General features: G+C 38.8%; 12 protein-coding genes. 11 read left to right on the forward strand and 1 reads right to left on the reverse strand.

Annotated features, from left to right (window positions below):
* The first annotated feature begins 156 nt into the window (after window positions 1-156).
* The 5 genes from HXW94_RS17400 (at window position 157) to HXW94_RS17425 (ending at window position 3,697) form a co-directional block, all read left to right on the forward strand.
* Window positions 157-606 (forward strand): hypothetical protein, encoded by a 450-nt coding sequence (locus HXW94_RS17400; RefSeq protein WP_178368167.1) that lies wholly within the window; start codon window positions 157-159, stop codon window positions 604-606.
* Between the two features lie 15 nt (window positions 607-621).
* Complete coding sequence (locus HXW94_RS17405; protein WP_178368168.1) at window positions 622-1,560, forward strand: DUF1848 domain-containing protein; 939 nt, start codon at window positions 622-624, stop codon at window positions 1,558-1,560.
* 243 nt (window positions 1,561-1,803) lie between these two features.
* Window positions 1,804-2,241 (forward strand): IS200/IS605 family transposase, encoded by a 438-nt coding sequence (gene tnpA, locus HXW94_RS17410; RefSeq protein WP_178368169.1) that lies wholly within the window; start codon window positions 1,804-1,806, stop codon window positions 2,239-2,241.
* 176 nt (window positions 2,242-2,417) lie between these two features.
* Window positions 2,418-3,008, forward strand: coding sequence for a hypothetical protein (locus HXW94_RS17415; protein ID WP_178368170.1), 591 nt, complete (start codon window positions 2,418-2,420; stop codon window positions 3,006-3,008).
* A gap of 305 nt (window positions 3,009-3,313) precedes the next feature.
* Window positions 3,314-3,697, forward strand: a complete 384-nt coding sequence (locus tag HXW94_RS17425; protein WP_218576789.1) for a hypothetical protein — start codon at window positions 3,314-3,316, stop codon at window positions 3,695-3,697.
* 164 nt (window positions 3,698-3,861) lie between these two features.
* Here the strand turns inward: HXW94_RS17425 and HXW94_RS17430 are convergent, their stop codons facing one another.
* Entirely contained in the window at window positions 3,862-5,316 is a 1,455-nt protein-coding gene (locus HXW94_RS17430) for a transposase (protein ID WP_218576790.1), read from the reverse strand.
* Between the two features lie 880 nt (window positions 5,317-6,196).
* Here HXW94_RS17430 and HXW94_RS17435 point away from each other — a divergent pair.
* From HXW94_RS17435 to HXW94_RS17460, 6 genes are all read left to right on the forward strand, one after another.
* Window positions 6,197-6,445 (forward strand): AbrB/MazE/SpoVT family DNA-binding domain-containing protein, encoded by a 249-nt coding sequence (locus tag HXW94_RS17435; protein WP_178368173.1) that lies wholly within the window; start codon window positions 6,197-6,199, stop codon window positions 6,443-6,445.
* Window positions 6,442-6,837, forward strand: coding sequence for a type II toxin-antitoxin system VapC family toxin (locus HXW94_RS17440; protein WP_178368174.1), 396 nt, complete (start codon window positions 6,442-6,444; stop codon window positions 6,835-6,837). Before HXW94_RS17435 ends, HXW94_RS17440 begins: the two co-directional genes overlap by 4 nt.
* A 145-nt stretch (window positions 6,838-6,982) precedes the next feature.
* Complete coding sequence (locus HXW94_RS17445; protein ID WP_178368175.1) at window positions 6,983-7,321, forward strand: tRNA-binding protein; 339 nt, start codon at window positions 6,983-6,985, stop codon at window positions 7,319-7,321.
* A gap of 19 nt (window positions 7,322-7,340) precedes the next feature.
* Complete coding sequence (locus HXW94_RS17450) at window positions 7,341-8,183, forward strand: MBL fold metallo-hydrolase (RefSeq protein ID WP_178368176.1); 843 nt, start codon at window positions 7,341-7,343, stop codon at window positions 8,181-8,183.
* Window positions 8,180-8,470, forward strand: coding sequence for a DUF1330 domain-containing protein (locus HXW94_RS17455; RefSeq protein ID WP_178368177.1), 291 nt, complete (start codon window positions 8,180-8,182; stop codon window positions 8,468-8,470). Before HXW94_RS17450 ends, HXW94_RS17455 begins: the two co-directional genes overlap by 4 nt.
* Window positions 8,471-8,509: 39 nt before the next feature.
* Complete coding sequence (locus HXW94_RS17460; RefSeq protein ID WP_218576791.1) at window positions 8,510-8,839, forward strand: hypothetical protein; 330 nt, start codon at window positions 8,510-8,512, stop codon at window positions 8,837-8,839.
* Window positions 8,840-8,870: the final 31 nt, after the last annotated feature.

The following is an 8,870-nucleotide window of genomic DNA, read 5'->3' on the forward strand; positions in this document are numbered from 1 at the left end:
GAAAATAAAGTACTAATTCCCATGATGACTACCCCTCTGACTATGGTTGATGTTTGCTCAAACATTATTTTATCAGAGAATGTGATCATTTTATTCATATAGGTCAATCAATTTGGCGAAGGTATTGAAAATAAGCTAAATTTAAATTTAAGTTATGTGGGCTATGACCAAGAAACAGGATGGCTGAAAATTAATGAAGGGATTATTAAAAACCTTCCTTCCATCAAAAATATTTTAACTGATTTTTCTTTAGTAGGTTATGATATAATTTTTTTAAACAAATTATTTTCAACATTGTTAAAAAGGCAATCAGAGCAAAGCTTTTTAACCTTATTTGTTGATAAAACTAGGTCCGAAATGAAGACGGACGCCATAATTATTTTCAATGACATAAATCATTATAAAATGGGACGCGATCTTTTTGATTTTAATGTTAGTAGTGCGACTAAAACAGAAGGAAAATATTATTTCAACGTACAATCGGCACATTGTGATAACTATATAGAAATACAGAAAATAAATAATATTTGTGACATCCCAGACGATTTACCTGTTTTTCCAAAACAGACAGCGACAAAATCTGTTATTTTTGTATATAAAAAATAAAGGCGCCCAGATAAAATGATAATTAGCGTAAGCCGAAGGAATGATATCCCTGCTTTTTTTAGCGAATGGTTTTACAATAGAATTAAAGAAGGGTTCGTTTTAGTAAGGAACCCTATGAACCCACACCAAATTAGTGAGATAACATTACGGCCAGACGTTGTTGATTGCTTTGTTTTTTGGACAAAAAATCCTGAGCATATGATCCCAAAGCTTTGTATCCTTAATGAACGTTCTTACAAATATTATTTTCAGTTTACTCTTAACTCATACGATAAAACGATTGAGCCTAATGTTCCACCCAAAAAAAATCTTATTGAGACTTTCATTACTTTGTCCGAAGCAATAGGGAAAGATAAAGTTATTTGGAGGTATGATCCAATCCTTTTAACAGAAAAATTTTCCGTAGAGTACCACAAAAAATATTTTGAATACTTAATGTCAAAGCTCCACAGGCACACCCGAAAATGTGTGATCAGTTTCCTTGATTTTTACAAAAAATGTCAAAGAAATATGAAGTCAGTCACCCCGATTTCCCCTAATGACACAATGATGCTTGAAATTGCCAAAGAGCTTCAAGAAATAGCAAATAATTATGGCATTATTATAGAAACCTGTTCGGAAGAAGTTGAACTTGCATCAATAGGAATTAATCATGGAAAATGTATTGATGATCAACTGATTGAAAAAATTTGTAATGGCAAAATAAATGTTAAAAAAGATAAGAATCAAAGGGCCGTTTGCGGATGCGTTGAAAGTATCGATATTGGAGCATATAATACTTGCAACCATGGCTGTTTATATTGCTATGCAAATTTTAATAAAAAAATTGTGGCTGAAAATTATGAGAAGCACAACCCTTCATCCCCATTGTTATTTGGAGAAGTAGGCCCTTCAGATAAAATCAATAAAAGGAAAATGAAGAGTATAATTGATAGGCAATTAGATTTACTTTGAACGTAATTATTTAGATCAAAGCGGTCAAATAGTTTGACAATTATTTGGCATAACAAAGCCGCTGAACCCGACCGGGCTTATCTGCGCGACTTTTTGGAGCGGCTTGGTTAATGAAATTTTTAATCCATTATAGAAATCCTGGCCCTGTGGGCCAGGTCAGAGTACAATGGCTTTGCCAATTGTACGGCTCAATGTTACTCAATGATCAAGTTGTCCCCACAACCAAAGATCAAGGAGCAACAAATGAGCCGATTTCGAAAGTTATCACAATCGATATGGCATTGCCAGTATCATATTGTGTGGGTGCCAAAATACAGGTACAAGGTTTTGCAAGGGGCAATAGCAGTGGAAGTTGAAAATTGTATACGAGCCTTTTCAGAACAGCAAAAATGTGAAGTGATTGAATTGAACGTTCAAATCGACCATGTCCATCTGCTGGTAATGGTGCCACCAAAAGTATCGATATCCGACTATGTAGGCACACTAAAAGGCCGGACCGCCATCAGGGTTTTCAACAGGTTCCGAAAGTTGAAAGAAAAACCCTATTGGGGTAACAGATTTTGGACAAGAGGCTATTGCGTGGATACGGTCGGACTTGATGCCGAGATGATCCAAAAATATGTAAAATATCAACAAAAGAAAGAGCAAGTAGCAGAACAAAGGGATTTGTTTAACAGATAATATGTTGGGTGGGACAACTTCCTTGCCCCCTCAGGGGGCAAGGCAAACAAAGCCCCTTCCAGGGGCAACCCAAAGCCTGGCCCTCTGGGCCAGGATATTTACTTTTTACCGGAGCTTTTGTGGTTTAAACGCCCGGCCGGTTAGCTCCCCGTTATAAGTAAAAGGCACAGTACCTAATGAGAGAAGATGTGAAAAAATCGTGGGAAAATTTCCTTAATCCAGAAACTCTGCGTTCTAATCTTATTGTTGTTTCTGTTTTTCTTTCAGCCTTTGAAATTCTAAAAGAATGCATCATCGAAAGACCGAAAGAAATGTATACAAACGGATTTGATGAAAACGGTTTGATTATCGATGAAAAGTATAAGTCGCTGGTGCTTTCATTAAACAAAAGTCCTTTGTATGCATCATTGGAATGGTTTAAAAAAAATGGGGTCATCGACCAGGCCGATATTGAAACTTTTACCGAAATAAAAAATTGCAGAAACGCTCTTGCTCATGAACTTCCCAATTTTATTACAGAAGGCATAAAAAGCGATCCTATCCCCAATTTTACATCAATCATCGAATTACTTGGAAAAATTGAGAAATGGTGGGTTTTTAATTTTGAAGTAGCGATAAATCCAGATCTTGAGGATGTAGAAGTTGATGAAAATGAAATTATACCGGGGAGGTTGATCACGCTACAGCTATTAACAGATATTGCATTAGGCCCAGAAGAAAAATCTGAATATTATTACAAAGAGTTCATTCGCAGAAATATCTTATAACAAAACGCTGAACCCGACCGGGAAACCTGAGCCGCTTTGAAACGGTATGATTTTAACCAAAGTCCTTGGTTTTTGAAGGTTTGTCGCCTTTACTTTCCCGGCGGGTTAGCTCCCCGTTGTGCTTTGAAATTCGGACAGATAATTTCTATTTATAACGATGTGAAAAAAATAATGATAACGGAGCCTATGATGTCCAAATCTGATATCGATAATCGCTCAAACCAACTGAATCCCAATAATGATGCTTTTTATACTTCCCGAGGCTATGGAGGTAGGGATGATTATTTTGAAGATGACGATGATGAATGGTATTGCGGTTATTACAGATCCCCAACTTACCAGGAACCAAGAAAATCTGTGATTGGCAATTAGCTGAGGAACGCATGATCGCTGACAACAAACAAAGTGTTATCCGGAGTATGACTCCTTATATTGCAACAGATCTTCTGCTGTTACCCTTGAACGATGAATTTCCAAATTTATGCTTAAAAAATGCATCGACAGAAACTGATATTATAATCGAAATTAAGGGATGTGATTCAATAGTACAAGAACTTCCTACTTTATTAGACTATACAATAGAGTTGCTTCGAGAGAGATGGTGGAAGTTTAAATACTGTGTGCAAAAGGTTAAATTTCATTTTGATAAATCCGAGAACATCTACTTACCAATAGATGAATTTGAATGATTTAAAGTTCTTTGAATGCTTATGCACATTTCTTATGATTTTTACGGAAAGAAATAGCACAACGAATAAGGTTAGATTGTGAGAGCGGAGCGAACCACAATCTGAACCGTTTGTTGGACAAGCCCGGTCACACAATATATAGAAAATAGGCAATACCGCAAAAGTCACTCAAGCAGCTCTCCTACTGGAATTTCAAGCCATCGTTTTCGGAGTTTCTCTATCTGCTTGTTTGCCTGATCAGCAGATCGAGTATGAAGCCTGAAACGTTCCCGATGATTTTTAACTCGTTGACGTTCTTTACAAAATTCATCAAAGTCAATTCGAGAAATAGCTGGCGTAATTTCAGAAATAGAACCCTGAGTTTGTATCAACTCCCAAGCCCCAGATCTTTGAATGAGTCTCAAAGTCGCCCCTTTTTGCCCTGTGGTTTTCAAGAGTCGCCTTTTTAACTCCCGAAACTCACTTTCTCGTTCGTTATTCGTTCGAGGGATATTCGGGTCGTCATAAGAGTGAAAAAGCCCACTTGCGTAACTATCGGTTGTTTTGCAAATTCTTTTTGCAAAATCAATTAAAACCGGATTACCTACACTCTGCTTCTTTATGAGTGCCAGGTAAGCGAAGAGTTCTGTTCGAACTTCTTCTGCGGTACGAGGATTTTTTTCATCGACCTCAAGCAAATCGCAGATATCTTGTAACCATCCAGCAGCATACTTGATATCAGCATATTTACTTGAGATACTCCTGAGGGCAGTACAAATACCCTGTTGTAATTCCTGCAAACGGCTGTCAGGAAGATGCAATATAAACTCATCAAGTTCCCAAGCCAGATCAGTAAGTCGTTCAAACATTTCAATGCCGGCCAAACGGAAAGGGGGGCGGCCTTTCAAGGTCAACAAATAGCGCGCACGCCGCATTAAGGCGTTGACAATATCTTCTTGTTCGTTCCGTATTGGAGGTGTGTCATCCTCCGGATCATCTATTGGGGAGGGAAGTATTCCGGTAACAGTCAACACACGGCCTTGTGTCTCCCCCTGATGTTCCGAGCGAATAAGATCTCCAACTTCATTTCGAACATTCTTGCGTAGAGACACTTTCATACTTTCATCTGCACTTGCCACAGGTTCAGCAATATTGCCAAGATAATGGGCTTGGCAATAAGCATGAGGGACACTGGGGAATACGGTTTTGATTGCCGGCACAAGCCCTCGTTGTTTGTCACTCATAATTGAGGTCACATCAAGGTCGAGTTCTGCAATTGGCTTTAAAAATTCTTCAAATGTTTCTTGATCCTGTCCTCCAAGCCATCCGCTTCTTATAGTTAAATTCGTGTGGAGTTCGCGTACTACCCATAACTGAGCCTCTCCGCCTTCAGGTGCAAGGCCGTCAAGTGTATAGATCAGGCCAAATTCCTCTGAGGCATGCTTTAACTGATCAAAAAGAACTCTCTCATTGCAAGCTAAAAGCGGAAGATAGCGTTCGTTGTAAAGATGGCGTACTTGAGAAGATGATATCTGCACTTTTGACAACAAGTTTGCATGAATATCATCGAAGATTTTCAGACCGATTTGACGTTGCCATCCGATAGACGCGATTATGTCATAGCCATATGTACAGTGCATCGGGGCTGCCTGCAACCACTCAGCGGATTTCAACCCGACTGTGTGATTGGGACACATCTGATTTTTACAATGCTTAGGCCAATAATAAACCTGTGAGACCCCCAAAAGACTTTGGATCGTTTTTTTTCCACTTCGATAATGGCTCAGTGTAAGATCAGATTGACAGATAGGGCATTGCTCCAATTCACAAACAAACGGCCTTACTGTTTCGGGGACTAAGTTTTTTTTGTTTTCATAAATTACCATCTCATATCAATATTTTTTGTGGGTGACATTATAACCATTTGATATAAAAGTCAATTATTTTGTGAGTGAGTTTTGCGGTACTGCCTATAATGGTTTTAAAGTCCATTGCCTCTAAATTTACGCTTGGTTTGTTGAATGAAAAAAAGTCATTCAATCATGTTCATCTAAAACAATTGGATTTAATTCAAGAAGTTGAATTGATATGGTGTTTAACCGTAACTGGTCGGGAATTTATGAGGTGTGTCAGTGATCCCCGATAAAATTCAGGTAACAAAACGCTGGAGAGGGACCAGGCTTACTGCGCGGCCTTTCGGGAGTGCCTGGTTCAGGAAAATTTATCTTTTTATCGGAGATTTTGGGGTTTAAAAGCCTGGCCCCTCAGCTCCCCGTTATGACGGGCAGAGCGAAGCAAAGCTTCAGCCGTAGTCAAAGGTGAATTTACCACCCCACTTTCCCGGGCCGTGGAACATCCCGCTACACTCGAACGAGTCGGTGAGCTTAACATTATTCTTACTCAAATCAAGTCATCATCTGCAAGTTATTTGAAAAAAATCATATGATAGTAAAGTGTTGACATTCCTTTTGAGAAATCTTACTTTATGTAAGATATAAATAATGGGTAAGGGGAGGAAGTATGTCATTAGCTACTATTACAACAAAAGGGCAAATAACGATTCCCAAAAACATAAGAGATTCTCTAAGGCTCACTACTGGTGATAAAATAGAGATCGTTATGACAAGCAAGCGGGAAGCTTTAATTAGGCCAATATCAAAGAAAGTAGATGATATTTTTTGTAAATTACATAATATCAATCAAAAAAGCATATCTATCGAAGCAATGAATGATGCCATTAAGAATCGAATGAAAGATAAATTCAAATGAAAGCCATTGATACGAATATTTTAGTTCGTTTTTTAACTGGCGATGATGAAGATCAGGCACAAAAAGTCTATTTACTTTTCAAAAATGCTGAATCAGAGAAAAAAGAATTTTTTATACCATTGCTTGTAATGTTGGAAACGATATGGGTGCTGGAGTCCGTTTATGAAATTTCAAGACATGATATATTGGACGCCGTAAAAGACCTTCTATTGATGCCAATTTTTCAATTTGAGCATCAATCTGCACTACAACAGTTGGTTTATTCAGGACAAGGTAACAATTATGATCTTTCTGATTTGCTAATTGCACATTCTGCCAATCTCAGTGGTTGTGAAACCGTACTTACTTTTGACAAGAAAGCCTCGAAGTTTAAGTTGTTTGAACTCATGTGATGAGATATAATCAAGTAAAATGGAGCTTTTCAAAGTTATTGACCGCCCAACATTTCGGTAGAGCTGACCGAGTGAACGGGAGTCGTTTTCTGCGTGAGCATCCTGCGCGGCAGCACCGCGATTATGCAAATTGAAAGAGAGAAGAATGAGTCAGATAGATTGGAAAGATTTTCAGAAAATTGAGCTGCGAGTAGGAACAATAATTGAGGTTCAGGATTTTCCAGAGGCACGGAAGCCAGCATATAAACTGCAAGTAGATTTTGGCCAAAAAATTGGAATCAAGAAGTCCAGTGCTCAAATCACGGATTTGTACTCGAAAGATGATCTAATTGGCAAGCAAGTATTGGCTGTTGTCAATTTTCCACCAAAACAAATTGGTCCAATCTTGTCTGAGTGTTTGGTTACAGGCTTTCATCGAGAAGATGGTGCAGTAGTTTTGGCTACACCTGACATGAATCTACAAAACGGGGCGCGTCTTGCATAAATAATGAAGGATTAACCACATGAAACTTGCGGAAAAGATTCATCTACTGAGATTGGATTTCCAAATAAATCTGAACCCGCATAAAAAAATCGATAGGTTTGTAAACTGCATCATCGTTTTCGGGGAAAAAATAACCCTTATAGACACGGGTACAAAAGGCTGTTTCCGTCATATCTTCAACTATATCAGGGAGAATGGTCGGGATATTTCGGATATCGAAACAGTGATTCTGTCCCATTCACATCCCGATCATATAGGTTCTGCCGCTGAGATTAAGAATATAGCTGGATGCCGAATTCTGGCGCATGAAGGTGAAAAAAGTTGGATAGAGAATATTGACATCCAGAACAGAGAGCGTCCTGTTCCGGGTTTTTTTGAACTGGTGGACCAGTCTGTGAAAATAGACGCATTTTTAGAACATAACCGGGAAATTAAAGCGGATAAGAATATCACCATGAAAATCATTCATTCGCCCGGTCATTCCAGAGGTTCCGTAAACATTTTATTCCCGGAAGACCGGATATTATTCACTGCCGATTCAATCCCGGTAAAAAATGATATCCCCAATTATGATAATTTCAATGATATGGTGAACTCTTTGAATAGCATAAGAACAAGCCGGGACTATGAAATTCTGCTTACTTCCTGGACGCCGGCGATTACTGGCCCGAAAGATATCGAAAGGTTTCTGGATGAAGGTGAAAGTTATCTGAAAGCATTGGATGAGACGGTAAAGAGCATTTATGTCGGGGAAGAGTCTGAGCCGTTGGAGTTTTGCAGGAAGGCGATATTAAAAATGGGGTTGCCAGATTTTCATGTGAATCCCATTGTTGATAGAGCATTTAGGGGGCATAGGATATGAAAAAAGTGGTATTTGTCGTAATAATTGAAGAAATCAGCAACCAGGAAATGTATGATAATTATATCCGGCAGGTTGTGGAAATTATTCAATCACACAACGGAGAGTATATCGCGAGAAGCAATAAGATAATGCCTCTTTCCGGGAGCAGACCGGAACGGTCGGTCGTCATCGGGTTTGACTCAATGGAAGAAGCCCGGAAATGCTTTTTTTCGGAAGAATATGAAAAAATAAAGCATTTAAGGGATAACAGTACCAAATCGAGAGCTTTTTTGATCGAAAATGCGTGAATAGAGAAAAATCCACATAACCCGGCGGTCCAGCGGATTTTGAAAGCCTTCGCTTCGCTACGGCTTTCAAAACCGCTGACCTTTGCGTTGGCATACGAAACCATGAATGAATCTTCTGAAGATAAAATTTTGATTTTTTTTAGATCCCTTGGCTTCCCAGGGATAAGAAAAGGTGAAAAGAATGATGAGGTATGCCGTTACCTTGAGGAGAACGGCTACAAGTTTACACCCGATCTGGTAGCTGGCCCGCACAATATAAGAGAAGCCGGTATTCCAATGGTTCGGACAAATTTAGGCGCTAATAGCACCGTAGTTTATCAGTTCCTCGTATTGAGGCGTATTTTTTATCAAGATAGGGTCCAAATCTAAGTGTGAAATAAATCGGTCCAGTAGGTTTTCA

Source organism: Desulfobacter latus (genome assembly GCF_013389365.1).
Classification (GTDB): domain Bacteria; phylum Desulfobacterota; class Desulfobacteria; order Desulfobacterales; family Desulfobacteraceae; genus Desulfobacter; species Desulfobacter latus.